Source organism: Streptomyces sp. NPDC091649 (assembly GCF_044756785.1).
In the GTDB taxonomy this organism is placed as follows: Bacteria; Actinomycetota; Actinomycetes; order Streptomycetales; family Streptomycetaceae; genus Streptomyces.
Genome location: NZ_JBIVTR010000021.1, coordinates 33,374 through 58,657, shown reverse-complemented (window position 1 = coordinate 58,657; position 25,284 = coordinate 33,374). Strand labels below are relative to the sequence as shown.

Below are 25,284 nucleotides of genomic sequence, written 5' to 3'. Positions count from 1 at the left end.
GAGGACTGGCATGGACCGCGGGACGGTCGGCAGTGCGAACCGGGGACGGCTTCAGGTCGAGGCCCGGACCGAGGGGCTCAGCGAGGTAGTGACGCCGGTGGGTGAGCTTGACCACCACACCGCCGATCTGCTGCGCGAGCCTTTGGAGAGTGCGGTCGAGCAGGGGCGGTCGCGCCTGGTGGTCGACTGCTCCCGGCTGGATTTCTGTGATTCCACCGGGCTGAACGTGCTGCTCGGCGCCCGCCTCAAGGCGGAGGCGGCCGGAGGAGGGGTTCATCTGGCCGGAATGCTGCCCGTTGTGGCGAGGGTGTTCGAGATCACCGGCGCGGAGGCGGTCTTTACCGTCCACGCCACGCTCGAAGAGGCACTGGACACCTGACCCGGCGCGAGCGGGCGACCGCGGACTCCGCCGGTGTCGGCTGCGTCACGCGATCGTGGGCCTCAAGTGGGTGTTGTTGCGACACGGCAGGGCAGGAGACACCCCGGCGGTGCCCCGCGAGGGCCCCGGCATACTCGGTAACTGATCATTATCTGTTCTACGGCGACATGGCGACATGGCGAATCGGTGAGGTGAAGCGCTGATGAGCACCACCCGGCAGCATCCGCCGGGCGACCTCGGTCGCGAGCCGGACGGAGCGGGCGCAGCCTCGCCCGTCCCGGCCGAGCGGCAGTGGCGCACGCTCTCACTCGGGCAGGTCAGCGGCATCGTGCCGACGGCCCGCGACTTCGCCCGGCAGGCGTTGCACGACTGGGGCTGGCTCCCGGCGTCCAGCGCGGACCGCCGGGCCGCCGCCGAGGACGTCCTGCTGGTCGTCTCCGAGCTGGTGACCAACGCCTGCCTGCACGCGGAGGGTCCGGAGGAGCTCCGGATCGGCGCCACCCCCAAGGCGCTGCGGGTGGAGGTCGTCGACCGGGGAGCCGGGCAGCCCGCGCCCCGTACGCCGCACCGCGCCGGCCGGCCCGGAGGGCACGGCATGTTCATCGTGCAACGCCTCTGTATCGACTGGGGCGTCCTGCGCACGCCGGACACCCCGGGCAAGACCGTGTGGGCGGAGCTCGCCGCCCCCGCTTAGGGTGTGCCCGGCGGACCTTGACCGGGTCCGCCCCCGCTCGGTCGAGCCGCCCGGCCGAGCCGCCGCCGTGTCCGGGCGCGCGGCCCCGCCTGGCCGAGCCGCCTTCCGTCCGGGCGTGCTGCCTTCGCCGCCGCCCCGCACGCGTACGGCTGGGCCGTACCTCTCTCCGCACCGACAGAGCGCGCCGGATCGGCGCGCTCTTCGTCTTCCCTCCATCAGGCCCCCGGCGTACCTTGGGCCCAAATCTGATGCCCCGTCAGCAATGTGCGCACGTACGGGTCGTGGCGCGCGGCGACGTCCGGCATGAGGGAGCACGAGATGTCGAACCAGAAGCGGACCACTCTCGCGCTGGCGGCTGCTCCGGCAGGCTCGATCGTGGTGGCGGGCGCGCCCGCCGCGCACGCCGAGGTCGTGGACGTCAACTACCAGTGTGTGACGCCCATCGGGCCCAAAGGGGCGGTCTCGCCCATCGATATCGAGGGCGTCCGGAGCGGCGACGGCTACAAGCTCACCATGTCCTTCCAGAAGGGCGTCTCCTCCAGCCCGGTGGAGCTGGACAAAGGGGCCATGAACCCGAGCGCCGTGATCGAGCTGGGAGGCGCGGAGGAGGGGAAGGTCCAGGTCTCCGGCCCGGCGAACGAGGAGGCGATTCCGGCCAACACTCCCATCAGGATCAGCGACTTGTCGGGGACGTACACCCCGAAGAAGAGTGGCGAGGTCACCTTCACCGCCGGGGTCCTCACCATCAAGGCCCTCGGTACGACGACCACGTGCACGCCCAAGAACAACCCCGGGCCCTCCCTCGAACTCGATGTCCGGGGTGCCGGTGGCGCGTCGGACGGCGGTTCCACCGGCGGCTCCAAGGAGGGAGGTTCGACCGGAGGCGGCTCCACCGGAGGCTCGACCGGCGGAACTTCGGGAGGCGGTGAGCTCCCCCGCACCGGCCCGCTGGACTCGGCGGCGGCGCTCGGCACGTTCGGCGGCACCGTGCTCCTGACCGGGGCGGCCGGAGTCCTCTGGCTGACCCGGCGAGGGCAGCGCTCCACAGGCTGATCACGCGAGCGGCTCACCACGGCACCTCACCACGGCTCCTCGCATCACGGCAGCTCATCCACGGCAGCCCGTCCAGCGCACCTCGCCACGGCAGCCGTCACGGCAGGTCATCCGCAGCAGCCGTCACGGTTCCTCACCCCAGAGACCGTGCACGGCAACCGATCACGGCACCCCCGGCACAGCGCTCCAGGACCGGCTCGCGGTGACCAATTCCGGCCGCGCCCCGCTGACCGTACGCCTCCGGGGCGACGGCGCGTCTGCGGTCGGTCGACGCCCGAACGGGGGGTGATCGGCGGCACCAACTCCTGCGCCAACGCGGACGGCCGCGCGGTCACGACCGACAAGAAGGGCGCCTTCAGCAAGAAGCTGCCGGTCACGGAACCGCCGAAGCCGTGCCCCTGCGTGGTCCACGTCGCCACGGTGACGGGCGAACCGGAGCTCTTCGACGCGGAGTTCACGGTGGCGGGACACCCCACGGCGGACCTGCCACGGCAGACCGGCGGCGGGAAGCCGGCCGTGCTGGCCTCCCCCCGGCTGGAGGGAGAAAGCTCCCTGCTCACCTGGTTCGGGGCCCCGCCCGCCCGCCGGCTCGTCCTCACCGTGGGCAATCTGGGTTCCGCCCCGGTCAAGGACCCCGTCTTCGAGATCGGCACCGCGCACGGCGTCTACGCGCCGCAGTGGGAGGAAACCCCGTGGCGGGGCACGATCGCGCCCGGCGGCAAGGCCGAGATCAAGCTGCCGGTCGAACTCTCGGCCGGCGCGCACGGCGACTACCAGGTCTTCCTGCGGTACGGACAGAAGGTGCTGGCCGAGCAGCCGTGGGGTGTCGGCCGGCCCTGGGGCGTCACGCTCTTCTGGATTCTGCTCTGCCTGGTCGTTCCGGCGGCCGTCTTCCGTATCGGCACGGCGGTCGTGGACAAGGTCCGGCCCCGGCCCAACGACCCGCACCGTACGCGGACTCCTGCCGCGCGGATGCGGACGCGGACATGGACGAGGCCGCCCAGGCGCAGCGGCGCGAGCGGCCGCCGGAACACGGTCCCGGGCCACGACAGGACCGCGGCCGGCGGCATGGACGGAACCAGGACCGGTGATGCCACCGCGAACACGGCCGTGCTGCCGTGGTTCACCCCCGACTCCGCACCGTCAGAGAACCGACCCCGACCCACGACGAAGGGACAAGCGTGAGTACGCAACGGAGGATGAGCGCGGCCGGAGTCGCGCTGATGCTCGGCGGCGCGGGCATCCTGATGGCCGCGAGCCCGGCCCGGGCCGCCGAGGTCAGTTACGCGACCGAGTGCGTCCCGCCGCCGATCTCGGGACTGCCCGCTGTGCGGGGCACCACGAAGGCGGAGCTGACCGCCCCGGCCGAGGCGAAGGTGGGGGACGAGATCGAGGTCGTCTGGAAGACGGTCGAGGCCGCGTCCAGGAATCCGGACGTTCTGGATCTGGGCGCGGACACGGTCAAGCCGACCGGAACCGTCACCCTGGGCGGTGCGGCGAGCGGCGAACTGAAGCTGGAAGGCCCGCGGGAGAACCCGCCCATTCCCAGGAACAGTCCCATGGCGCTGCCGGACATGAAGGGCACGCTGAAGCTGGAGGCTTCCGGGGGAGGTCACGCTGACGCCGGGCGCGTACGCCATCAACGTGTCCAAGCCGATCTCCACGGACACCAAGTGCGCTCCGAAGGAAGCAGTGCGGCCGGGTGCCACGATCAAGGTCACCGAAGGCGGCGGCACCACCTCGGGCGGCTCGGACAGCGGCGGCGCCTCGTCCGGCGGCAGCACCGGCGGCGGGGGCGGCGAGATCGACTTCCCCGGCAAGGAGGTGTCCGTCGCCTACGCCTGCAAGACGCCGATCGGGGACAAGAACGCCACCTCGCCCGTCCGGATCAGCGCCGGGAAGAACGGCGGCGAGTACGACCTGACGGTGGAGTTCGGCAAGTCCGTGATGGACAGCCCGATCGACACCCCGGCGGGCCAGGTGAAGCCCTCCATGGACGTCGGGCTCGGCGGGGCGGACAAGGGCACGGTCAAGGTCGAGGGGCCGCTGAACAAGGAGGTCATCAGGACCGGGGCCCCGATCGAGATCCCCGACCTCACCGGCACGTACAGACCCGGCGCGAGCGGTAGGTCCACGCTCAGCCCCGGCGTCCTGACGGTGATGGCCGCCGGCACGACGACGACCTGCACCCCGCCCGCCGGCGTGGCCGTCTCCCTGAAGCTGGACACCTCGGCCCAGCCGGGCGGTGCGTCCGGCGGCGGGAGCGGTGGCGCGGCGGGCTCCGGCGGCGCCGCGGCGTCCGGTGGCGGCACGGACTCCGGCGGCGGCCGGGCCGCCACCGGGGCCGAGGGCGACGGTGCGCTGAGGGCGCTCGGGCTGGTCGCCGGTACGGCGATCCTGCTGGGCGGCGCGGTGTTCACGTTCACCCCGTGGCGGAGGCTGCGCGGCGCCCGCTGACCCGGACGCTCCGACGCCCGCACGCCCGGCCCTCGGATTTCCCGGCCCCCGGATTCCCAGGGCGACGAGCGGGGCCACGAGAGGGCGTCGCCGGTCGGAGGAGGCTCATCCGGCGACGCCCCGGCCCGCGGCGCCGGCGGGGTACGCGTACGGGCACAAGCCCGGCACGGCGAAGGGCCGCCGCACCGGAATACGGTGCGGCGGCCCTTCGCCGTACGTCGCGCTGCCCTGAGGGGCGTCCGTCAGCGGACGCTGCCCATGAGCTGCTTGACCTTCCCGCGGTACATGAAGATCGCGATACCGGCCACCACGGCGAGCGTCGCCTCCAGAGCGACCACCCCGGTGCCGTTGAGCTCCACACCGGCCAGCGAGAGCAGACCGGTGGTGCAGTCGCCGGCGGTGACGGCGAGGAACCAGACACCCATCATCTGGCTCGCGTACTTCGCCGGGGCCATCTTCGTCGTGACGGAGAGGCCGACCGGCGAGAGCGTCAGCTCGGCGACGGTCTGGATGAAGTAGATCGCGACCAGCCACATCGCGGCGGCCTTGTGGCCGTCACCCGCGATCGTCAGCGGCATCAGGAAGACGAAGAACGAGGCGCCGATCAGAACGAGGCCGGAGCTGAACTTGACGATCGTGCTCGGTTCCTTGCCGCGCCGGTTCAGCGCCAGCCAGAAGGCGGCGAAGACCGGGGCGAGCGCCATGATCAGGACCGGGTTGACCGACTGGTACCACGAGACCGGGAAGTCCCAGCCGAAGACGCTGTTCTCGGCCGAGCCCTCGGCGAAGATCGCGAGAGTCGAGCCGCCCTGGTCGTAGATCATCCAGAATATGGCGGCGGCCACGAAGAACCAGATGTAGCCGGACATCTTCGACTGCTCGGCGTCGCTGAGCTCCTTGTCGCGCTTGATGCGCACCAGGACCATCACCGGGATGACCAGACCCGCGAGGGTGATCGGGACCAGCAGCCAGTTCAGCGTGTAGACGCCGGTGACGACCGTACCGATGTAGAAGACGGCCGCGATGCCGAGCCAGATCATCGACTTGCGGAGCGTGGCGGCGCGCTCGTCCTTGGAGAGCGGCTTCGGGACGACGAGGCTGCGCTCGTTCAGGTGGCGGGTGCCGAGCAGGAACTGGAGCACGCCGAGGCCCATGCCGAGGGCGGCGAGGGCGAAGCCGAGGTGCCAGTTGACGTTCTCGCCGACGGTGCCGATGATCAGCGGCGCCGCGAAGGCACCCATGTTGATGCCCATGTAGAAGATGGTGAAGCCACCGTCGCGGCGCGGGTCGTCCGGGCCGTCGTAGAGGTGGCCGACCATCGTCGAGATGTTGGACTTCAGCAGCCCGGAGCCGATGGCCACGAGGCCCAGACCGGCGAAGAACGTGCCCTCGGAGGGCAGAGCCAGGGTCAGGTGGCCGAGCATGATGATTCCGCCGGCGATGGCGACGGTCTTGCGCGGACCCCAGACCCGGTCGCCGAACCAGCCGCCGGGCATGGCGAGCAGGTACACCAGCGACAGGTAGACCGAGTAGATCGCGGTCGCCGTGGCGGGCTTCATGTCGAGGCCGCCGGGCGCGATCAGGTAGAGCGGGAGCAGTGCCCGCATGCCGTAGTAGCTGAAACGCTCCCACATCTCGGTCATGAAGAGAGTGGCCAGGCCGCGGGGGTGGCCGAAGAAGGACTTCTCGCCGGAACTGGGCGAGTCCTTCGTCAGGCTGGACGCCATGGTCGATCCTTGCTGGTCGGGACGCGACGCCTTATGAGCGGTACGCGCCCGGTGGGGGGCAGCCGGCACCGGCGTGGCGTACCCCGCCCCCACGCCTGAGGGGGACGTGCTCCGTGCGGCCGGACTCCTGGCGGAGGTGCGGCGGCGGAGCGGGGAAGAACCGCGTCGGGATCCACGCCCGTCGCGCGTTGCTCGCGCTCCGGGCCCGGCTCACAGGTCATTCACTCAGAAGGGCCGGCGGGTACCGGCCCCGCACACAAAAGGGACCCTTGGCGCTCATGGCTGCCCAAAGGTCCTTGAGTAGTGCAACAGGCGTCGGGACACCATACGACACGACACAGCGGGATATGGAAGGACTTGAGACATGGATCACAGGTCCTGATGGAACCACGCTCCCATATTCAAAGGCCGCTGTCCCCTTTGTGGAGCTGACCCGCAGGTGACGTCGTGGGCCTCACTTCGGACCCCCCGTCCGGACTACCATCAGTCCATGACCCGTGTACTGCTCGCCGAGGACGACGCATCCATCTCGGAGCCCCTGGCCCGCGCACTGCGTCGGGAGGGTTACGAGGTCGAGGTCCGCCAGGACGGTCCGACCGCGCTCGACGCCGGGCTCCAGGGCGGGATCGACCTGGTCGTCCTGGATCTGGGGCTGCCCGGGATGGACGGTCTGGAAGTCGCCCGCAGGCTCCGGGCCGGCGGCCACGCCCTTCCGATCCTGGTGCTGACGGCCCGCGCGGACGAGGTCGACACGGTCGTCGGCCTGGACGCGGGCGCCGACGACTACGTCACCAAGCCGTTCCGGCTCGCCGAGCTGCTCGCCCGGGTCCGTGCCCTGCTGCGCCGCGGGGCCGCCGAGCCCGTCCCGCAGCCCGCGACCCACGGGGTCAGGATCGACGTGGAGTCGCACCGGGCCTGGATGGGCGAGGAGGAACTCCAGCTCACCGCCAAGGAGTTCGACCTGCTGCGGGTCCTGGTCAGGGACGCCGGCCGGGTCGTCACCCGCGACCAGCTGATGCGTGAGGTCTGGGACACCACCTGGTGGTCCTCCACCAAGACCCTCGACATGCATATCTCCTGGCTGCGCAAGAAGCTCGGCGACGACGCCGCCAATCCGCGCTACATCGCGACCGTCCGGGGCGTCGGCTTCCGGTTCGAGAAGAGCTGACGTACGAAGCTCCCATGTGTCCTGACGACCGTGCCGGAGGCCCCCGTCCCGGAGGCCGCCCCGGGGACCGCTCCGGGAGCTGCCCCGAAGACCGCACCGGGGGCCGCCCCGGCGTGCGTACCGGCACGCGTACCGACGTGTGCCCCGAGGACCTGATGAGGCGGGTATGCGTCGCCGGCTGATCAACTCCACGCTCGCCGTGGTGCTCGTCGTCATCGCCGTCTTCGGCGTCTCCCTGGTGATCGTGGAGACCCGCACCATCAGCGCCAGCGCCCAGGAGAGCGTCGAGTCCGAGGCGCTCCGGCTGATCAGCGTGGTCGACAGCCGGCTGCTGGGCGCGGAGCGGATCAACCCCGGGGTGCTGGCCGAGCAGATCGACCCCAAGCGCTACGCCCTGGTCGAGATTCCCGGCCGCGAGCCCATCTCCGTGGGCGAACGCCCTGTCGGCAGCGTCCTGCGCGCCACCGAGACCGGGGAGCGGGGCGAGACGGTCACGGTCGAGGAGTCCCGCTCCGCCGTCACCCGCGAGGTGGGGCGCACCCTCCTGATCATCGGCGCGGTGGCGCTGCTGGCGATCGTCTCGGCCGTGCTGCTCGCCGTACGCCAGGCCAACCGGCTGACCTCCCCGCTCACCGACCTGGCCGAGACCGCCGAACGCCTCGGCTCCGGGGACCCCCGCCCCCGCCACAAGCGGTACGGGGTGCCCGAGCTGGACCGGGTCGCCGACGTCCTGGACTCATCGGCCGAGCGGATCGCCCGGATGCTGACCGCCGAACGCCGGCTGGCCGCGGACGCCTCGCACCAGCTGCGTACGCCGCTGACCGCGCTCTCCATGCGGATCGAGGAGATCTCCGTCACCGACGACCTGGACACGGTCAAGGAGGAGGCGAACATCGCCCTCACGCAGGTCGAGCGCCTCACCGACGTCGTCGAACGGCTCCTGACGAACTCCCGCGACCCGCGCACCGGCTCCGCGGTCGTCTTCGACCTCGACGAGATCGTCAAGCAGCAGATCGAGGAGTGGCGCCCGGCCTACCGCAGCGCGGGCCGGGCGCTGGTCTGCTCCGGCAAGCACGGGATGCGGGCCGTCGGAACCCCGGGAGCGGTCGCCCAGGTCCTGGCCGCGCTGATCGAGAACTCCCTCATGCACGGCGGCGGCACCGTCGCCCTGCGCACCCGGGTCACCGGCAACCAGGCGGTCATCGAGGTCACCGACGAGGGCCCCGGCGTCCCCGCCGAACTGGGGGCGCGGATCTTCGAGCGGACCATCAGCGGCCGCAACTCCACCGGCATCGGCCTGGCTGTCGCCCGCGACCTCGCGGAGGCGGACGGCGGACGGCTGGAGCTGCTCCAGCAGCACCCGGCGGTCTTCGCGCTCTTCCTCAGCCGGGGCCCGGCCGACCGCAAGACCCCTGATCGCCCGGTGCGCTGAACAGCGACGCCCCTGAGCGCCCCGCCCGGTGCGCTGAACGCCGGGGCCGCCCCTGACCCCCCGTGCGCCGGGCCACGACGCGCGGGGGGTCAGTTCCGCACGGGGCCGGGCGCTACGGGCCCTTCGGACGGTCCGCGCTGTTCCAGAAACCGTTCCGCCTTCAGCACGGCCTCCTTGGCGGGCAGGGTCTTGAAGACCCAGGTCCGGTAGGACCAGAAGCGGAACAGGGTGGCGATCCCGATGCCGACGACCTTGAAGACATTGCTCTGGACCGGGGTGTTCCAGCCGAAGCCGTACGTCGCCAGGTACAGCACGCCCGTCTCGATCACCGCGCCCGCCGCGCTGAACAGCAGGAAGAGGGCCAGCTCACGGGTCCGGCCGGTCTTGTCACGGTCGCGGTAGGTCCAGTAGCGGAAGCCCACGTAGTTGAAGAGGATCGCGACGAACGTCGCCAGCACGCTCGCCCGGACCACCTGGAGGTCCGTCGTGTGCCGCAGCAGGTTGAAGACCGCGATGTTGACCAGCAGGCCGAAAGCGCCGACCGCGCCGAACTTGGCGACCTCCCGGGCCAGCAGCTCAAGCCGGGTCCGCAGTGCGCCCGGTTCGCTCATGGTGATCGCTGGCCCCGTCCGTTGGAAGGCGTCTCGCTGACGTCGACGCAACCACGTCAACTCCGCCATGCTAACCAGCACTCCCGTGCGACGCTCCGGAGTCCGCGGGACGGTGGCCGTACGGCGTCCGGGAACCACCGGAGCGGCGGATACCCTGGGAGCGTGACGTTCCCGGTAGTCGGCATGGTCGGCGGCGGTCAGCTCGCCCGTATGACCCACGAGGCGGGTATCCCCCTCGGCCTGAAATTCAAGCTCCTCAGTGACACTCCCCAGGACTCGGCGGCCCAGGTGGTCAGCGAGGTCGTCGTCGGCGACTATCGCGACCTGGAAACGCTGCGCGCCTTCGCGCGGGGCTGTGACGTGATCACCTTCGATCACGAGCACGTGCCGACCGAGCATCTGCGGGCCCTGGAGGCGGACGGCATCCCCGTGCGCCCCGGCCCCGATGCCCTGGTGCACGCCCAGGACAAGGGGGTGATGCGCGCCAAGCTCCTGGAGATCGGCGCCCCGTGCCCCCGCCACCGCATCGTGAGCGACCCGGCCGACGCCGCGGCGTTCGCCGAGGAGGTCGGGGGCTTCCCCGTCATCCTCAAGACCGTGCGCGGCGGCTACGACGGCAAGGGCGTATGGGTGGTCCGCTCCGAGGCGGACGCCGCGGACCCGTTCCGCGCCGGGGTCCCGGTCCTCGCGGAGGAGAAGGTCGACTTCGTACGGGAGCTGGCGGCCGACATCGTCCGCTCGCCGCACGGCCAGGCCGTCGCCTACCCGGTCGTCGAGTCCATCCAGGTCGACGGCGTCTGCGACACGGTGATCGCCCCCGCCCCGGAGCTGGACGAGGCGCTGGCCGGCGAGGCCCAGCAGCTCGCGCTGCGCATCGCCGCCGAGCTGGGCGTCGTCGGGCACCTCGCGGTGGAGCTGTTCGAGACCCGCGCACCCGACGGGACCCCCGGCATCCTGGTCAACGAGCTGGCGATGCGCCCGCACAACTCGGGCCACTGGACCATGGACGGCGCGATCACCTCCCAGTTCGCCAACCACGTACGGGCGGTCCTCGACCTCCCCCTCGGCGACCCGCGCCCGCGCGCACCCTGGACGGTCATGTGCAACGTCCTGGGCGGCGACTTCCCGGACATGTACCAGGCGTATCTGCACTGCATGGCCCGCGACCCGCAGCTCAAGATCCACATGTACGGCAAGGACGTGAAGCCCGGCCGCAAGGTCGGACACGTCAACACCTACGGCGACGACCTGGCGGACGTGCGGGAGCGCGCCCGGCACGCGGCCGACTACCTGCGAGGAACGATCACCGAATGACTTCCCCCGGCACCGGTTCCACCGCCCCCGTCGTCGGCATCGTCATGGGCTCCGACTCCGACTGGCCCGTCATGGAGGCCGCGGCCAAGGCGCTCGACGAGTTCGAGATCCCGTACGAGGTCGACGTCGTCTCCGCCCACCGCATGCCGCACGAGATGATCGCGTACGGCGAGCACGCGGCGGGCCGCGGCCTGAAGGCGATCATCGCCGGTGCGGGCGGCGCCGCCCACCTGCCCGGGATGCTGGCCTCCGTCACCCCGCTGCCGGTCATCGGCGTTCCGGTGCCGCTGAAGTACCTGGACGGCATGGACAGCCTGCTCTCCATCGTCCAGATGCCCGCCGGGGTCCCCGTCGCCACCGTCTCGGTCGGCGGCGCGCGCAACGCGGGCCTGCTCGCCGCCCGCATCCTCGCCGCGCACGACCCCGCGCTCCAGGACCGGATGCGGGAGTTCCAGCAGGAGCTGAACGACCAGGCCACCGAGAAGGGCAAGCGCCTGCGCGCCAAGGTCCAGGGCGGCGACTCCTTCGGCTTCGGAAAGTAGGGGCGGCACACCACCATGGACTACCTGCAGCGGGCCCGTGAGCTCCTCGCCGCCCACCCCGTCGTCGACGGCCACAACGACCTCCCCTGGGCCCTGCGCGAACAGGTCGGCTACGACCTCGACGCCCGGGACATCGCCGCCGACCAGCGCGGCCTGCTCCACACCGACCTGAACCGGCTGCGGGCCGGCGGGGTCGGCGGCCAGTTCTGGTCGGTGTACGTCCGCACCGACCTGACCGGCGACGCGGCCGTCAGCGCCACCCTGGAACAGATCGACGTCGTCGGCGAGCTGATCGCCCGCTACCCGACGCGGCTGCGGCGGGCGCTCACCGCCGACGACCTGGAGAAGGCCCGCGCCGAGGGCCGTATCGCCTCCCTGATGGGCGCCGAGGGCGGCCACTCCATCAACAACTCGCTGGGTACCCTGCGCGCCCTGTACGACCTGGGCGTCCGGTACATGACGCTCACCCACAACGACAACATCGACTGGGCCGACAGCGCGACCGACCTGCCGCGCCTCGGCGGCCTCTCCGCCTTCGGCCACGAGGTCGTCCGCGAGATGAACCGCGTCGGCATGCTGGTCGACCTCTCGCACGTCGCCGACGGCGTCATGCGCGACGCGCTCGCCACCAGCACCGCACCGGTGATCTTCTCGCACTCCTCGGCCCGTGCCGTCTGCGACCACCCGCGCAACATCCCCGACGACGTGCTCGCTGCCCTCCCCGCCAACGGCGGCGTCGCGATGGCGACCTTCGTCCCGAAGTTCGTGCTGCCCGAGGCCGTCGCCTGGACCCTGGCCGCCGACCGCAACATGCGCGAGCACGGCCTGCACCACCTCGACACCACCCCGGTCGCGATGCGCGTCCACGAGGACTTCGAGGCGGCCCACCCGCGCCCGGAGGCCACCGCCTCGACCATCGCGGACCACCTCGACCACATGCGCGCGGTCGCGGGCGTCGACCACATCGGCATCGGCGGCGACTACGACGGCACGGCGTTCACCCCGCGCGGCCTGGAGGACGTCTCCGGCTATCCGAACCTCATCGCCGAACTGCTGCGGCGCGGCTGGTCCGAGGGCGACCTCGCCAAGCTGACCTGGCAGAACTCCGTACGGGTGCTGCGCGACGCGGAAGCCGTCGCACGCGACGAGCAAAGCGGGCGCGGCCCCTCGCACGCCACGATCACGGAGCTGGACGGCCCGCTCGGCTGACGCCGCGCCCGCACGGTCTCAGCCCACCGCCGCGAACGGTCCGCCCGGACCGAAGGCGAGCGCCCCGAAGCGCTCGCCCATGCGGCGGTGGGCGGCGGCGTCCGGATGGAGGCGGTCGGGCAGCGGCAGCTCGGCGTGGTCCGCCTCGCCGTACAGCGCGCGCCCGTCCAGCTGGAAGAGGTACGGGTCCTGTGCCGCCCGCTCCGCCACGATCCGGGCCAGCTCCTCGCGGACGACGCGCAGAGTCAGCTTGCCGAACGCGGTCTCCGCCGGGTCGCCCAGCGCCGTGAACTCCACCGTCCCGCCCTCGACGTCCGGCGCGCCGGGACCTGGGGTGTCCTCGTGTGCAGGGCAGAAAAGCGGCGAGATCACCAGCAGCGGCGCGGTGGGGTGCCCTTCGCGCACGGTGTCCAGAAAGCCGTGCACGGCGGGACCGAACGCCCGCAGCCGCATCACGTCGGCGCCGACCAGGTTGATGCCGATCTTGACGCTGACCAGGTCCGCCGGAGTGTCCCGCAGGGTGCGCGCGGTGAACGGGTCGAGGAGCGCGCCGCCCGCCAGGGAGACGTTGACCAGCTCCACACCGCCCGCCGCGGCGGCCAGGGCCGGCCAGGCGGTGGCGGAGCTGTCGGCCGAGGAACCCTGGCTGATGGAGCTGCCGTGGTGCAGCCAGATCCGCCGCCCGTCCGGCGCCGGGGCCTCCACGGGCGCGTCGGTGCGCAGCCCGGTCAGCTCGGTGGTCTCGGTGTACGGCAGCCAGATCTCCACATCCTTGACCCGGTCGGGCAGCCCGGAGAAGCGGACCGTCCCGACGCGTCCCGGGAGCAGCTCCCGTGACCCGTCGGCCAGGTCGACCATGAGCACCTGGCCGCCGCTCGCCGTGGCCCGGCCGGCCGGCTCCCCGTCGAGGCAGAGGTCGTACGCGCCGTCCGGAGGGGGCGGGAGGTCCCGGTGGCGCAGCACCGTGCGCAGGACGTCCAGCTCCACGGCGGTGGCCCGGGTCCGGAACACCACGCGGACGCCCGAGGGCTGCGACTCCGCCAGTGCCACCTGCTCGTCACCGCCGGCCTGGGCGCGGGCCCGGGCGGGCAGCCGGTGGGGCAGGAGGCCGCCGCGCGGGGTGCGCTCCAGTTCGAGCGCACCGCGCAGCAGATCGTCGGTGAGGGGAGAGCTGATCCAGCCACGCGCGTCGTCCATGCCCTCAGCCTGTCCACCGGACCGGGGCGCGAAGCCGGACACGCCCCCCGGGCCCGTCCACCGGGCCGGGGCGTGAAGCCGGACGCTCCTCGGCCCGCCCACCGGACCGGCGTGCGAAGCGGGACGATCGCGGCCCCGCGGGCCCGGTCCGCGGGGGACACCGGGCGGACCGGTACGCGGAAACGGGCGGCCCGTCCGCGTGGCCGGCGGCCCCGTACGCGCAGCCGGTCGCTCCGGGGGCCCCGTTACGCCCTCGGGCGGCCCATCGCCCGGTAGGTCCAGCCGGCCTCGCGCCAGACGGCGCTGTCCAGGGCGTTGCGGCCGTCCAGGATGATGCGGCGGGCGGCCACCGCGCCCAGCTCCGCCGGGTCCAGCTCACGGAATGCGCGCCACTCCGTCAGGTGCAGCACGACGTCCGCGCCGCGCACCGCCTCCAGCGCGGAGTCCGCGTAACCGAGTGTCGGGAACAGCCGCCGGGCGTTGTCCATCGCCTTCGGGTCGAACACGGTCACCTGACCGCCCTGGAGGTGGATCTGACCGGCTACGTTGAGCGCGGGGGAGTCGCGTACGTCGTCGGAGTCGGGCTTGAACGCGGCCCCCAGCACCGCCACCCGCTTGCCGAGGAACGAGTCGCCGCCCACCGCCTCCCGGGCCAGCTCCACCATGTGCCCGCGGCGGCGCATGTTGATGGAGTCGACCTCGCGGAGGAAGGTGAGGGCCTGGTCCGCGCCCAGCTCGCCGGCGCGCGCCATGAAGGCGCGGATGTCCTTGGGCAGGCAGCCGCCGCCGAAGCCGATCCCGGCGCGCAGGAACTTCTTCCCGATGCGCTCGTCGTGCCCGATGGCCTCCGCCAGCTTCGCGACGTCCCCGTCGGCGGCCTCGCACACCTCGGCCATCGCGTTGATGAAGGAGATCTTGGTGGCCAGGAAGGAGTTGGCGGAGGTCTTCACCAGCTCGGCGGTCGGGAAATCGGTCACCACGAACGGCGAACCCTCCGCGACCGGCACGGCGTACACCTCGCGCAGCAGTTTCTCGGCCGTTTCGCTGGTGACGCCCACCACGATCCGGTCGGGGTGCAGGGTGTCCTGCATGGCGAAGCCCTCGCGGAGGAACTCCGGATTCCAGGCCAGCTCGGCATCGGCCCCCGCCGGAGCCAGCTCGGCGAGGCGGGCCGCGAGGCGGGCGGCGGAGCCCACGGGGACCGTCGACTTGCCGACGACCAGGGCGGGCCGGGTCAGGTGCGGGGCCAGCGATTCGAAGGCGCTGTCGACGTAACTCATGTCGCACGCGTACTCGCCGTGCTTCTGCGGGGTGTTCACACAGACGAAGTGGACGTCCCCGAACTCCCCGACCTCCTCCCAGGAGGTGGTGAAGCGCAGCCGCCCGGTGGAGCCCTCGATCCCGGCGACGTGCTTCTGCAGGATCTCTTCGAGCCCCGGCTCGTACATCGGCACCCGGCCGGTGGAGAGCAGCTCGATCTTCTCCGGCACCACGTCGAGCCCCAGGACCTCGAAGCCCAGCTCGGCCATGGCCGCGGCATGGGTGGCGCCGAGGTAGCCGGTGCCGATCACAGTGATCCTGAGGGCCATGGAGTGCTCCTGGGAGATGCGGACGGACGTGCGGACCGAGCATAGTCGGGGTCCGGGAGGCCGGAATTCGCCGCTGCATCCGCCCGCCGCATCCGCTATGCCCCACCCCTGTCGGCAAGCTCACGTGCTGTTCGCGTATGCCGCCGGGCGGTCGGCACACTAAAATTGAGTTACTTAACAGTAGTTAGCATCTTGGGGAGTGAGCGTCTTGGCGGGTTCGACCGATTTCGACCTGTACCGTCCGGCCGAGGAGCACGACATGCTCCGGGAGACCATCCGCGCGCTCGCCGAGACGAAGATCGCCCCCTTCGCCGCCGCGGTCGACGAGGAGAGCCGCTTCCCGCAGGAGGCGCTGGACGCCCTGGTCGCCTCGGACCTGCACGCCGTCCACGTCCCGGAGGAGTACGGCGGCGCCGGCGCCGACGCGCTCGCCACGGTCATCGTGATCGAGGAGGTGGCCCGCGCCTGCGCCTCCTCCTCCCTGATCCCGGCCGTCAACAAGCTCGGCTCGCTCCCGGTGATCCTCTCCGGCTCCGAGGAGCTGAAGCGGAAGTACCTGGGCCCGCTCGCCAAGGGCGACGCGATGTTCTCGTACGCCCTCTCCGAGCCGGACGCCGGCTCGGACGCGGCGGGCATGAAGACGAAGGCCGTGCGCGACGGCGACTTCTGGGTCCTCAACGGGGTGAAGCGCTGGATCACCAACGCGGGCGTCTCCGAGTACTACACGGTCATGGCCGTCACCGACCCGGCCAAGCGCTCCAAGGGGATCTCCGCGTTCGTCGTCGAGAAGTCCGACGAGGGCGTCTCCTTCGGCGCCCCGGAGAAGAAGCTCGGCATCAAGGGCTCCCCGACGCGCGAGGTCTACCTCGACAACGTGCGCATCCCCGCCGACCGGATGATCGGCGAGGAGGGCACCGGCTTCGCCACGGCGATGAAGACCCTGGACCACACCCGCATCACCATCGCCGCCCAGGCCCTCGGCATCGCCCAGGGCGCCCTGGACTACGCCAAGGGGTACGTCCAGGAGCGCAAGCAGTTCGGCAAGCCGATCGCGGACTTCCAGGGCATCCAGTTCATGCTCGCCGACATGGCGATGAAGCTGGAGGCGGCCCGCCAGCTCACCTACTCGGCCGCCGCCAAGTCCCAGCGTGTCGACGGCGATCTCACGTTCTTCGGCGCGGCCGCCAAGTGCTTCGCCTCGGACGTCGCCATGGAGGTCACCACGGACGCCGTCCAGCTGCTCGGCGGCTACGGCTACACGCGGGACTACCCGGTCGAGCGCATGATGCGCGACGCCAAGATCACGCAGATCTACGAGGGCACCAACCAGGTCCAGCGCATCGTGATGGCGCGCAACCTGCCGTAACAGGGTTTCGCGGGTCGGTGCTCCACTCGGCCGGTCCGGGAGCCCCGGTCGGCTTCCGGGCCGTTCGGGTCCGCTCCGGCACTCCTCTCCGGCCCTCCTCGGGCGTCATGCTGGGGAGATCCTGGCCGCGCCCTGGGCCGGGCGCGGCCGCTGACCCGCATGAACGACAAGGCTCCCGGCATCGCCGGGGGCCTTTCGTATGGGCTGGGCCAGGGGACCACGGCCCGCTCGGCGGGGCCGTCCGCGCCGGGGCCGGCCCAGCCGTGACGAGGGCCGCACGTCCGAGTCGCTCGGCGCGTTCCGGGCATCGCCCGCGTAGCCGCGCCTCCGCGTCGACGGTGGTGCGCACCGCCGTAGACGTGCCTCCGCGGACTCCGCCGACGAGGTACGGGCCCAGATCGATCAGTGCGAGGGCATCGCCGCCCGGGCAGGGAGCGGTTCACCCCCGCCTGAACCCGACGGTGGCCTTCCGCCCGTGCCCGGCCGCGGGGCCGAGCCGCTGCCGGCGGGGGCGTCGCGCGGACGCTGGGCGTCCGCGCACCCGACCCGGCTGCGCCGCGGCCCTTGGTCCGCGGACTCCGGGCACGGGCGTCGGCGCACCGAAGGCCCATGGCGAACGGGGCTCTTCTGTGCGGGTGTTGCTCGTACGGGCGCCTGTCCCGGCGGAGCCGGAGCCAGGCCGAAAAACGCGTGCGGGGGCTGAAAGAACTGCTGGTAAAGCAGGAGGGCGTTGCGGTATCGCCCTTGTGCCGGTTCGGGACGCCCAGGGTCGGGCGTCCCGAACCGCACGGATCGTACGTTCAAGCCTTGCACCAGTGGGAGCGCTCCCACTGTGATGTGACCCCGGGCGTGTGGTCAAGAAGGGTGAAGAGTCGAAGTTATTCGACAGAGAAAATTTGCAACACGTCTGTTACTTGTCGCCGCTTGGCGCTACGGTCTGCCTCACCAGTGGGAGCGGTCCCCCTCGCTAGGTGTTCTGTCAGGAGCACCTCAGTCGTCAGGAGTCGCTCATGCATCACCCCGTGCATTCCAACGCCACCCCTTCCCCCACGTCCCCCACGGCTTCCCGAAGAGGACTGCGGTCTTCGCTCATCTCCTCCCGCGGCCGTACGGGCCTGGCAGCGGCCTGTGCCCTGTTCATGGCCGCGGGCGTCACCGCCGCGGCGACCGGCACCGCCGGCGCCGCCGCCGCGGGCTGCACCGTCGACTACAAGGTGCAGGGTCAGTGGAACGGCGGTTTCGGTGCGAACGTGACCGTCACCAACACCGGTGACCCGGTGAACGGCTGGACCCTGGAGTGGGTCTACGCCGGCGACCAGAAGATCACGCAGGGCTGGAACGCCGTCGTCAGCCAGACGGGCGCGGCCGTCACCGCCAAGAACGTCTCGTACAACGGCAGCCTCGGCACCGGCGGTTCCGCCACCTTCGGCTTCAACGCCAGTAACAGCGGCGAGAACGCCGTGCCGGCGGCCTTCAAGCTCAACGGCGTCACCTGCGACGGCGGCACGGGCCCGGGCCCCGGGCCCGACCCGGACCCTGACCCGACGGACCCGCCCGGCGACCGGGTGGACAACCCGTACGTGGGCGCGAAGACCTATGTGAACCCGGAGTGGTCCGCCAAGGCCGAGGCGGAGCCGGGCGGGGCGGCCATCTCCCAGCAGCCGACCGCCGTCTGGCTGGACCGCATCGCCGCCATCGAGGGCAGCAGCACCAGCATGGGCCTCCGGGCCCACCTGGACGAGGCCCTCAAGCAGAAGGGCACGGGCGAGCTCGCCGTCCAGCTGGTGATCTACAACCTTCCGGGCCGCGACTGCGCGGCGCTCGCCTCCAACGGTGAGCTCGGCCCGACCGAGATCGGCCGGTACAAGAACGAGTACATCGACCCGATCACCGAGATCATCGCCGACCCCAAGTACGCGGGCCTGCGGATCGTCACGACGGTGGAGATCGACTCGCTGCCCAACCTCGTCACCAATGTCACCCCCCGCCCCACCGCCACACCCAACTGTGACGTGATGAAGGCGAACGGCAACTACCAAAAGGGCGTCGGGTACGCGCTCAACAAGCTGGGCGACATCGCCAACGTCTACAACTACGTCGACGCCGGCCACCACGGCTGGCTCGGCTGGGACGACAACTTCGGCGCTTCCGCCCAGATCTTCAAGGAGGCCGCCACCACCGAGGGCGCGACCCTTGCCGACGTACACGGCTTCATCGTCAACACCGCCAACTACAGCGCCCTCAAGGAAGACAACTTCGCCATCGGCGACAGCGTCAACGGCACCTCCGTACGCCAGTCGAAGTGGGTGGACTGGAACCGCTACACCGACGAGCTGACCTACGCGCAGGCCATGCGGGCCGAGCTGGTCAGGATCGGCTTCGACTCCGGCCTCGGCATGCTGATCGACACCTCCCGCAACGGCTGGGGCGGTTCGGCGCGGCCGGCCGGGCCCGGCCCGCGGACGAGTGTCGACGCGTACGTCGACGGCGGGCGCTACGACCGCCGCATCCACCTCGGCAACTGGTGCAACCAGGCCGGGGCGGGTCTCGGCGAGCGCCCGACGACCGCTCCCGCCGCCGGGATCGACGCGTACGTCTGGGTCAAGCCGCCGGGTGAGTCCGACGGCTCCAGCAAGTTCATCCCGAACCCGGACGGCAAGGGCTTCGACCGGATGTGCGACCCGACGTACACCGGCAACCCGCGCAACGGGAACAGCATGTCCGGGGCGCTGCCCGACGCGCCGATCTCCGGCGCCTGGTTCTCCGCCCAGTTCCAGGAGCTGCTGAAGAACGCCCACCCCGCGCTGTGACGAGGGGCTAGGACGTAGCGGGTACGGATACGACGTCGGCTCCTCCTCCCCGGTGTGCCCACCGGGGAGGAGGAGCCGACCGGCCGTACTGCCTGCTCACACGCCGAGCTCTGGCCTCGGGGCCCGGCCCCAGCCGCGCCTCTCGGCTCCTCCTGTATCCAGGAACCCCAGGCTGTCGATCACGGAGATGGGGCGCTCGGTGCAGACGCAGGGGGAGAGGCGCTCGGCGCAGACACGGGTCTGCAGACGCGGGGCGGAGAGAGAAGAACGGGCGACCAGGGCAAGGGGTAACGGGCTTCCGGCGTTTGCGGCACCGCGCGGGCGGCGACCGCACCGGCACCGCGGGGGTCGCCCCCGCGTGGTGAGACGCGCTCCGGTCCGGGGGGCCGGGGGGCGCGCCACGTCCGCGGGCGTAGCCGAAACCGATCCGCTCCTCGGCCTTCTTCGGGCCGGACACGCCCCAGGGCGTGTCCGGCGGATCTTGACCGGGTCCGCCGGACACGCCCTAGCGGACGGCCTCGAAGACGTTCTTCTGGATGCCGTTCGCGTACGCCTCGTGCTCGACCAGCTTCAGCTTCTGGGCGTCCTTGTCCGTCGTGCTGAACAGGCGCTTCCCCGCGCCGAGCAGAAGCGGGAAGACGAGCAGGTGGTACCGGTCGATCAGGTCGGCGTCCGCGAGGTTCCGGTTCAGCTCGGTGCTGCCGTGGACGATGATCGGGCCGCCCTCGGTCTCCTTCAGGGCGGCGACCTCGTCGAGCGACCGCAGGATCGTGGTCTCGCCCCAGTCGGACACCAGGTCGCCGTCGGTCAGCCTGGTCGAGACGACGTACTTCGGCATCGCCTTGTACCCGGTGAACTCCTCCATGCCCGGCCACACCGGGCTGAACGCCTCGTAGCTGGCCCGGCCCATGAGCAGGGCCGTGGCCTCCTCCTGCTCCCGGCCCTTGAGCTCGTACGCCTCCGGCAGGAACTCCACGTCCTTGAACGTCCACCCCGAGTTCCGGTAGCCGGGCTCGCCACCCGGAGCCTCCATGACGCCGTCGAGCGAAATGAAGGCGGTGCTGATCAGGGTGCGCATCAGATCTCCTGGCTGTGTCGTGCGGGCCCGGTCGGTGCCCGGTGTCGCCTCTCACTCTTACGGATGTACTGACCGCGCGCCCCGCGGAAACTCATCGGTCCCGCACGGCCCACCGCCCCGGACCACGATCCCGCCACGGCCGGTAGCCTCCCTCCCCATGACCGAACTCGACAGACTGACCGCCCTCTTCAGCGCCCTGGGGGCGGATGCCGACGCCCGGGACTGGGCCGAGTCCGCAGTGGAGGAAGGGCTGCCGCAGCTCGCCCGCTACCGCCTCCTGCGGACGGTGTGGCAGGACGTCGACGCCTGGGCCACGGCCGCCGGGCAGTGGGTGGACGCCTACCGCACCGACGGGGCGGCGGCCGACGCCGTCGGCCGGGCCCTCGCGGCCGGGCTCACCCCCGAGGACCTCGGCGCGCTGGCCCGGGACATCGCGCGGGAGACCGCGTTCGGGGTGCTGTGCGCCCTGGCGGACCCGGCGGACGGCTCGCTCCCGGCCGACGTCGAGGAGCAGTTGCCCGGCTGGCGGCTGGCCGAACTGGACCCGTCCGGCGAACCCACGGGCCGCCATCTCGACTCCCTCCACGAGGACTTCGCGGAACTCGAACCGAAGGGAGCCGTGTGATGGCCACGTCCCCGAAGGCGATAGCGGCATGTCCTTCGACGCCGTTCGACCGTGCCGAGGCGGCCTCATGGGTGGTCGGAGATCGGCTGCTGCGCGGTGACGGCATGCATGACCCGGGCCGGGTGAGAGGAAGGCCAACGCCTACAGGAGAGTGCTCAACTACGGTGTGTTCGGCGGGCTGCTGACCCTCGTCCCGGCCGCCGGCGACATGATCTATCGCTCAGCGGACTTCGGTTGAACGGGTGCCTGAACGATGAGGACGCCGGGTGACACCAAGACCCGCAACAACATGATCACGCCCCAGGGCCAGAAGCAGATGGACGGCATGTTGTGCCCGGCGCGTGCGAGGACCATCTTCAGGCCATGGCCAAGAAGTGGTACCGCAACGGCCTGGCCGGGGCTGACAAGTTGTCGGGTGAGTAACTGATGGACAAGAAGTGGCTGCCGTTGACTATCACGCTCGGTGCTGCCGGGGTGGCCGTGGTGAGGGCGAGTGTCTGGCCCGACAACGTGGAGAAGCCGCCGCTGCCGCAGAGCCTGTGTCATGGTGCGCTCAGCCGGGAGACGGCGGAGCTGATCGACGACGGCCAGGGGGGGGCGAGATCAGCACGGACGAGTGGGAGAGCAAGGGCAAGACCACCGACTACGCGGTGTTCAGGGGGTGCCGAGTGCTGCGCGCCAACCCGCACGACGACAACGACAACCCTCGCGGGGTCTACAAACTGGTCATCGCGGATACCCGGAGCGGCCCGTACAACAAGAAGGGCTCCGTCCCCCTCGGCCCCGGGTTCACCGGCTGGGCGCGCCCGGACCTGGCCGAGGTCACGTTGCCTGCCGGCTGCGCCGCCGGTATGGGCTCGACGGCTCCGTACATCAAGGTGCGGCTCGACGTGCCCTCGCAGGATGAGGAGAACCTGGCCAGGCTGGAAGAGAAGCGGCCTGTCGACGCGGATATCGCGTTGCGCATCAACGCGACCGTGATGCGGGAAGTGGCCACCAGGCTTGCCAAGCGGTACGACTGCGCGGATTGACCGTCGTCCGACCAGTCCATCCACCCGCCGCCTTGTGCGCCGAATACCGTGCGGTAGCTAGTGCGCGCTCCTCGATCGTGCCCAGGGATGAGGGTCGTCCCCTTCCTGCTAGGCCGCCTCCCCGTACTGGGCCCGGCAGTCGCGGCAGTGGCCCGGGTGGTGGGAGCGGAAGGCCCGGTCGCAGCCTTCGCAGGTCTGGAACGGGGTGGCCGTGGCTCTGCGGCGAGGCGCGAGGTCCTCGGTGCCGGGGAGCGGTGGTGGCAGGAGCGCGGTGAGGCGGTGCCTGACGATCTTCGCCGGGTACTTGGGCGGCTGCGGGAGCTCGGTCGTCAGCGCATGACGGATGGCCTCGGGGTGCGCGTCGCGCTCCAGCCAGGCGGCCACGCCGGGGATCAGCTCGTCGACGTCCTTCTCGGAGAGCACCAGCTCCTTCGCGTGCCGCCGCAGGTCGGCGAGGAGCGTGGCGGAGGTCTGCCGCAGCTCCGGGGTGAGGTCGCGGGGCTGGGGGAGTGACGGGCGCGGCGGCTTGGGCGTGGTGCGCGACGGTACGCGGACCGGCGGGTGCGCATCTTCCGGTACGGGTGCGGATTCGGGCGCCGCAGCCGCCACCACGGGGACCCCACGCGTCCCCACCGGAACCGGCATCGGGGTCACTACCCCCGGCAACGGCTCCACCGGCACCGCCACCGGCAACGGGGCCGCCACCGGCGTCCGCTCCACCACCGGCGTCCGCGCCGCCGCCACCGGCAACGAGGCAGCCACCACCGGCGTCGGCGGCACCGTCGCCCCGCCCCGCAGCAACGCCCCCGGCTGGTTGCAGAACACCGTACGGGTGACCACGCGACCGTGCACCGGCCTCACGCGGGTCCGGTACAGGTAGCCATGGGTCTCCAGCTCGCGCAGGGCGGAGGCGATCCTCGTCTCGCCCTCGGTGAAGCGGGCCGTGAGCGCCTTGATGCCGACCTTGGATCCGACGGGCAGCGACTGGATGTGTACGCCGATCCCGATCGCGGTGAGGGAGAGCTCGGTGTGCTGCGCGAGGTGGTTGCCGACGACCGTGAACCGGCTCGTGTGCGGGATCGCCACGTGGATCACGCCGGCGGACGGGAGAGGCCCGGGAATCCCGGTCAGGGCATGGGCGAGGGCGATATCGTGCTGGGTATCCATCGGGAAGCGTTCTCTTCCTTGGTGGTCAGGTCCTCGGATCGGGATTGCCGTCCCGGCCGGGGGCCGTCTCATGTCTGGGGTTGTGGTCAGCGTGAGCATATGCCTGCCAACCCGCCCGAGATCCAGCCCACTTGGCAAAGCTCACCCGTCTGGGTGACCAGCCCCTCTCGCAGCTGACCACCGGGATCGGGTGGGGTGGGGTTGGGTGATTTTCTTGGTTCTTTGAGTACTTGATGTCGCGGTCCACCGGGTCGCGGTCGGACACGACTCGGTGGGCCCTCACCGGATCGAGACGCCCCACGACTCGGTGTGAGCAGCGATTTCGGGTGGATTTCAGAAGCGGGCGCGGATGGACGACCACGGCCCCGCCGAGACGCACCCCACCATGGACGAGTGCGGCGTCATCACCTACGACGCACAGCGGCCGGGGCCCGTCGGACGATGTTCCGCCCGACGGGCCCCGGCCCGGATCGCGTCGACTGCCTTCGAACCGGCTGTCAGTTCTCGGTGACCGTGACCTTCTCGTCGTTGTTCAGCTGCTCCACCAGCCGCTTCACCTTGGCCTTGTCCCAGACCAGGTTGCTGCCCGTGGTGCCCGAGATCGGCATGTTCATCGACGTGCCCTCGCCGCCCGTGACGCCCTTCATCGCGAAGAACATGTTCCCCAGCGCCCAGAGCGACATGTCCTTGTCCACGATCAGCGTGTCCAGGCCCGCGCCCATCGTCGGGTACAGCTTGAACGGGTTGATGATCGTCGACGGGGTCGCCGTCTGACTGGCCAACGCCGCGAGGAACTTCTGCTGGTTCTTCGTACGGTCGAGGTCGCTGCCCGCGAACGCGTAGCGGGTACGGACGAAGGCCAGGGACTGCTCGCCGTTCAGCGTCTGCTTCCCCGCCTGGAAGTCGGCCCCCGACTTCTTGTCCTTGAACGCCTTCGGGATGTCCAGCTCGACCCCGCCGATCGCGTCCACGATCTTCGCGAAGCCGCCGAAGCCGATCTCGACGTAGTGGTCGATGCGCAGACCGGTGTTGAACTCCACGGTGCGCACCAGCAGTTCGGGGCCGTCCTCGGCATAGGCGGCGTTGAGCTTCACCTGTCGGCCCCGACCCGGGAACATCTTGCCGGACTCGGACCCCTTGAAGGACGGGATCTCGACGTTGGAGTCGCGCGGCAGCGAGATCAGCGTCGGTCCGCTGGAACCGTCGTGCAGGATCATCATCGAGTCGGTGCGCTTGCCCTCGGCGGAGCCGGTGCGCAGCCGCTTCTTGTCCTCGTCCGACATGCCCTCGCGGCTGTCGGACCCGACGATCAGGTAGTTCGTGCCGTCGCCGGACTCCGGCCGCTCGATGACCTTGGCGAGGTCGACCTCGCGCTTCAGCTTCGAGTCGGCCCAGAAGTACGTCGAGACGGAGACCGCGAGCACCACGACCACCAGGGCCAGCGCGCCGAGCTTGATCCGGCGCCGCCAGTTCGGGGCCGGGCGGCCCTGGACGTAACCCCCGTCACCGCCGCCCCGGCCGCCGCCCCGGCCGTCGGACCCGCCGCCGGAGCCGTAGACCTGGCCCGTGTTGTAGCCGCTGTCGTACCCGGGGCTGTTGCCGTAGCCGCCGTCCTGGTACCGGTCGTCGTACCCCTGGCTCTGCGGCGGCACCTGGGGCCGCGGCGGCGGGGCCTGCGGCCGCTGCGGCGGAGACGGGCGGCGCTGGATGTGCGGCATCGCCCGCGCACTCTCGGGCTGGGAGGCGGCGCTGCCCCGCCCATAGCGCTCGCTGCGGTCGCCGGTCCGTCGATCGGGCCAATCGTTCATCCGAACAGTGTGCCGTCCCGGCCCGCA

Annotated in this window: 20 protein-coding genes and 1 pseudogene; 14 read left to right on the top strand and 7 right to left on the bottom strand. The window is 71.2% G+C overall.

Features of this window, described 5'->3' with window-relative positions:
- Nucleotides 1-10: 10 nt before the first annotated feature.
- From ACIQMU_RS27685 to ACIQMU_RS27665, 5 genes and pseudogenes are all read left to right on the top strand, one after another.
- Entirely contained in the window at nt 11-379 is a 369-nt protein-coding gene (locus ACIQMU_RS27685) for an STAS domain-containing protein (protein ID WP_352239870.1), read from the top strand.
- Between the two features lie 202 nt (nt 380-581).
- Nucleotides 582-1,073: an ATP-binding protein gene (locus ACIQMU_RS27680; protein WP_352239868.1), complete on the top strand. Its 492-nt coding sequence runs from the start codon at nt 582-584 to the stop codon at nt 1,071-1,073.
- Nucleotides 1,074-1,391: 318 nt separating this feature from the next.
- A complete protein-coding gene (locus ACIQMU_RS27675) occupies nt 1,392-2,126 on the top strand; it encodes a peptidase (RefSeq protein WP_402689932.1) in 735 nt (244 codons plus the stop codon).
- Between the two features lie 147 nt (nt 2,127-2,273).
- Complete coding sequence (locus tag ACIQMU_RS27670; protein ID WP_402689931.1) at nt 2,274-3,311, top strand: hypothetical protein; 1,038 nt, start codon at nt 2,274-2,276, stop codon at nt 3,309-3,311.
- A 14-nt stretch (nt 3,312-3,325) separates the two neighbouring features.
- A pseudogene (locus ACIQMU_RS27665) lies at nt 3,326-4,583 on the top strand (hypothetical protein).
- Nucleotides 4,584-4,825: 242 nt separating this feature from the next.
- Here ACIQMU_RS27665 and ACIQMU_RS27660 read toward each other — a convergent pair.
- A complete protein-coding gene (locus ACIQMU_RS27660) occupies nt 4,826-6,310 on the bottom strand; it encodes an oligopeptide:H+ symporter (RefSeq protein WP_352239866.1) in 1,485 nt (494 codons plus the stop codon).
- Between the two features lie 490 nt (nt 6,311-6,800).
- On the opposite strand from ACIQMU_RS27660, the gene ACIQMU_RS27655 reads away from it, so the two are divergent.
- Together ACIQMU_RS27655 and ACIQMU_RS27650 are read left to right on the top strand one after the other, a co-directional pair.
- Nucleotides 6,801-7,478 carry a response regulator transcription factor gene (locus ACIQMU_RS27655; protein WP_352239865.1) on the top strand — a complete coding sequence of 226 codons (678 nt, stop codon included), beginning with the start codon at nt 6,801-6,803 and terminating at the stop codon, nt 7,476-7,478.
- Between the two features lie 166 nt (nt 7,479-7,644).
- Nucleotides 7,645-8,910, top strand: a complete 1,266-nt coding sequence (locus ACIQMU_RS27650; protein WP_402689930.1) for an ATP-binding protein — start codon at nt 7,645-7,647, stop codon at nt 8,908-8,910.
- An 89-nt stretch (nt 8,911-8,999) separates the two neighbouring features.
- Here ACIQMU_RS27650 and ACIQMU_RS27645 read toward each other — a convergent pair whose 3' ends face one another.
- Nucleotides 9,000-9,521, bottom strand: coding sequence for a GtrA family protein (locus tag ACIQMU_RS27645; protein WP_352239863.1), 522 nt, complete (start codon nt 9,519-9,521; stop codon nt 9,000-9,002).
- A 162-nt stretch (nt 9,522-9,683) separates the two neighbouring features.
- On the opposite strand from ACIQMU_RS27645, the gene ACIQMU_RS27640 reads away from it, so the two are divergent.
- Genes ACIQMU_RS27640 through ACIQMU_RS27630 form a run of 3 tightly spaced genes read left to right on the top strand, consistent with a single transcriptional unit; the run spans nt 9,684 to nt 12,586 of the window.
- Nucleotides 9,684-10,835: a 5-(carboxyamino)imidazole ribonucleotide synthase gene (locus ACIQMU_RS27640; protein WP_352239862.1), complete on the top strand. Its 1,152-nt coding sequence runs from the start codon at nt 9,684-9,686 to the stop codon at nt 10,833-10,835.
- Entirely contained in the window at nt 10,832-11,377 is a 546-nt protein-coding gene (purE, locus tag ACIQMU_RS27635) for a 5-(carboxyamino)imidazole ribonucleotide mutase (protein ID WP_352239861.1), read from the top strand. Before ACIQMU_RS27640 ends, purE begins: the two co-directional genes overlap by 4 nt.
- Nucleotides 11,378-11,392: 15 nt before the next feature.
- Entirely contained in the window at nt 11,393-12,586 is a 1,194-nt protein-coding gene (locus ACIQMU_RS27630; protein WP_356731460.1) for a dipeptidase, read from the top strand.
- 18 nt (nt 12,587-12,604) lie between these two features.
- Here the strand turns inward: ACIQMU_RS27630 and ACIQMU_RS27625 are convergent, their stop codons facing one another.
- Nucleotides 12,605-13,783 (bottom strand): GDSL-type esterase/lipase family protein, encoded by a 1,179-nt coding sequence (locus tag ACIQMU_RS27625; protein ID WP_352239859.1) that lies wholly within the window; start codon nt 13,781-13,783, stop codon nt 12,605-12,607.
- Between the two features lie 245 nt (nt 13,784-14,028).
- Nucleotides 14,029-15,372: a UDP-glucose/GDP-mannose dehydrogenase family protein gene (locus tag ACIQMU_RS27620; RefSeq protein WP_352239858.1), complete on the bottom strand. Its 1,344-nt coding sequence runs from the start codon at nt 15,370-15,372 to the stop codon at nt 14,029-14,031.
- 208 nt (nt 15,373-15,580) lie between these two features.
- On the opposite strand from ACIQMU_RS27620, the gene ACIQMU_RS27615 reads away from it, so the two are divergent.
- Both ACIQMU_RS27615 and ACIQMU_RS27610 read left to right on the top strand, forming a co-directional pair.
- Nucleotides 15,581-16,738, top strand: a complete 1,158-nt coding sequence (locus ACIQMU_RS27615) for an acyl-CoA dehydrogenase (protein WP_352240183.1) — start codon at nt 15,581-15,583, stop codon at nt 16,736-16,738.
- Between the two features lie 1,139 nt (nt 16,739-17,877).
- Complete coding sequence (locus ACIQMU_RS27610) at nt 17,878-19,548, top strand: glycoside hydrolase family 6 protein (protein WP_352240181.1); 1,671 nt, start codon at nt 17,878-17,880, stop codon at nt 19,546-19,548.
- Nucleotides 19,549-20,053: 505 nt separating this feature from the next.
- Here ACIQMU_RS27610 and ACIQMU_RS27605 read toward each other — a convergent pair.
- A complete protein-coding gene (locus tag ACIQMU_RS27605; protein ID WP_402689929.1) occupies nt 20,054-20,626 on the bottom strand; it encodes a dihydrofolate reductase family protein in 573 nt (190 codons plus the stop codon).
- Nucleotides 20,627-20,783: 157 nt separating this feature from the next.
- Here ACIQMU_RS27605 and ACIQMU_RS27600 point away from each other — a divergent pair, with 157 nt between their 5' ends.
- Both ACIQMU_RS27600 and ACIQMU_RS27595 read left to right on the top strand, forming a co-directional pair.
- Nucleotides 20,784-21,251 carry a hypothetical protein gene (locus ACIQMU_RS27600; protein WP_352239856.1) on the top strand — a complete coding sequence of 156 codons (468 nt, stop codon included), beginning with the start codon at nt 20,784-20,786 and terminating at the stop codon, nt 21,249-21,251.
- 668 nt (nt 21,252-21,919) lie between these two features.
- Nucleotides 21,920-22,282, top strand: a complete 363-nt coding sequence (locus tag ACIQMU_RS27595) for a hypothetical protein (RefSeq protein ID WP_402689928.1) — start codon at nt 21,920-21,922, stop codon at nt 22,280-22,282.
- Nucleotides 22,283-22,390: 108 nt separating this feature from the next.
- Here ACIQMU_RS27595 and ACIQMU_RS27590 read toward each other — a convergent pair whose 3' ends face one another.
- Together ACIQMU_RS27590 and ACIQMU_RS27585 are read right to left on the bottom strand one after the other, a co-directional pair.
- On the bottom strand, nt 22,391-23,449 hold the full coding sequence (locus ACIQMU_RS27590; protein ID WP_352239854.1) for a hypothetical protein: 1,059 nt from the start codon (nt 23,447-23,449) through the stop codon (nt 22,391-22,393).
- 497 nt (nt 23,450-23,946) lie between these two features.
- On the bottom strand, nt 23,947-25,257 hold the full coding sequence (locus ACIQMU_RS27585; RefSeq protein WP_402689927.1) for an LCP family protein: 1,311 nt from the start codon (nt 25,255-25,257) through the stop codon (nt 23,947-23,949).
- Nucleotides 25,258-25,284: the final 27 nt, after the last annotated feature.